Source organism: Pedobacter sp. 01N416 (genome assembly GCF_056399685.1).
The window spans coordinates 1-2,024 of sequence record NZ_JBFTRT010000743.1 but is presented as its reverse complement, the minus strand read 5'-3'; the positions used below and the strand labels follow the sequence as shown (position 1 = coordinate 2,024).

Sequence of the window (2,024 nt, the reverse complement as noted above, 5' to 3'; positions counted from 1 at the left end):
GCATACTATTTATATATAAATTAAATATTCACAAATAAATCAACAATTAAAACGATTTATGTTGAGATTTAGCAGAAAAAGCGCATTTATTGTATAATATTACCATTATAAATTTGACAAATATTCATCCATATTATTATCATTTTTTTAATCTAAAAGCTTTAAATTACTTAAGGACTAAAATTTTTCTAAAAATCGTGTCAACTCTGTAATTTAAGATTTGTTTTTCGTATCTTAGTGTTTCCTATACACTAACAACTAACGAGCAAAGAATGGAACCAAACAGTGGATTGTACGATGCGCAATTTGAACACGATGCCTGCGGTATTGGGTTCGTTGCACATGTGAAAGGGCGAAAATCGCATCAAATCATCTCTGATGCACTTACTATTTTAGAGAATCTAGATCATAGAGGGGCATGTGGAGCAGAACCAAATACAGGCGATGGTGCAGGTATTATGATTCAGATTCCTCACGAATTTTTTTACGACGAATGTTTAAAAGCTGGCTTTAGCCTACCAGAAACCAATAATTATGGTGTAGGTATGTTATTTATGCCGAAAGATATCAGATCGAGAGAAGAGTGCAGAGAATTGATTTACCGTGCCGCCGAAAAATTAGGCCTGGAAATTTTAGGCTTTAGAAAAGTTGATGTTGACACAACAGATATTGGCAATATGGCCCTTTCTGTTGAACCAGAAATTGAGCAGGTATTTATTGCCCGTCCTTATGCAGTAGCACCAGGAGCAGATTTCGAACGTAAACTTTATATTTTTAAAAATTACCTGATTAAACTGATCGTAAACACCGTTCATGGTGGTAAAGATTTTTATATTGTTTCGCTTTCTGCGCAAACCATTATATATAAAGGTCAGCTTACTTCTTTACAGGTACGTACATATTTTACCGATCTAACCGATAAGCGCATGGTTTCTGCTTTAGGTTTAGTTCACTCACGTTTTGCAACCAATACTTTCCCTTCGTGGAGGTTGGCGCAGCCATTCCGCTTTATTGCACATAATGGTGAGATTAACACTTTACAAGGAAATTTAAACTGGTTTAGAGCAGGCGTTAAGTCTTTTGCTTCTGCTTACTTTACGCCGGAAGAATTAGATATGTTATTGCCTGTAATTGACGAAACCAATTCAGATTCAGGCTGTTTAGATAATGTTATTGAGCTGTTACTTCACTCTGGAAGAACCCTGCCTCATGTATTAATGATGTTGGTGCCGGAAGCCTGGGATGGTAATGAAGATATGGATCCTGTTAAAAGGGCATTCTACGAATTCCATGCTACTTTAATGGAGCCATGGGATGGACCTGCAGCCATTGCTTTTACCGACGGTAAATTAATAGGTGCTACTTTAGACCGTAATGGTCTTCGTCCTTCACGTTATGCCATTACTTCTGACGACCGTGTAATTATGGGTTCTGAGGCTGGTGCATTAGCTATCGACCAAAGTACTGTAATTGAAAAAGGCCGTTTAACGCCAGGCAAAATGTTCGTGGTGGATATGGAGCAGGGTAGAATTATCAGCGATAACGAAATTAAAGAAGAAGTTTGTGGTAAAAGCCCTTATGCCGATTGGATTAATCAATACCAGATCCGTTTAGAGGAATTACCTGAGCCACGTGTAATGTTCACCGGCTTATCTACAGAGTCTATTTTCAAATATCAACAGGTTTTTGGTTACAGCAGAGAAGATGTAGATCTTTTGCTTAAACCTATGGCCATTGAAGGTAAAGAACCAATTGGCTCGATGGGTACCGATACACCATTGGCTATTTTATCAAAACGTCCTCAGCATTTATCTTCTTATTTTAAGCAGTTATTTGCACAGGTAACCAATCCGCCAATTGATCCGATCAGGGAGAAAGTGGTAATGAGTTTGGCCAGTTTTATGGGTAGCATGGGTAACTTGTTGGAAGAAACTCCAAAACAAGCGCACTGTGTAGCCATTAAACACCCAATCTTAACCAATCAGGAATTAGAAAAGTTAAGAAGTATTGATACAGGTGTTTTC

1 protein-coding gene is annotated in these 2,024 nt (G+C 37.7%); it reads left to right on the top strand.

Annotation, left to right across the window (positions count from 1 at the left end):
• Window positions 1–272 precede the first annotated feature (272 nt).
• A partial coding sequence (locus AC1DND_RS26565) for a glutamate synthase central domain-containing protein (protein ID WP_477585691.1) occupies window positions 273–2,024 on the top strand: 1,752 nt, incomplete at its 3' end.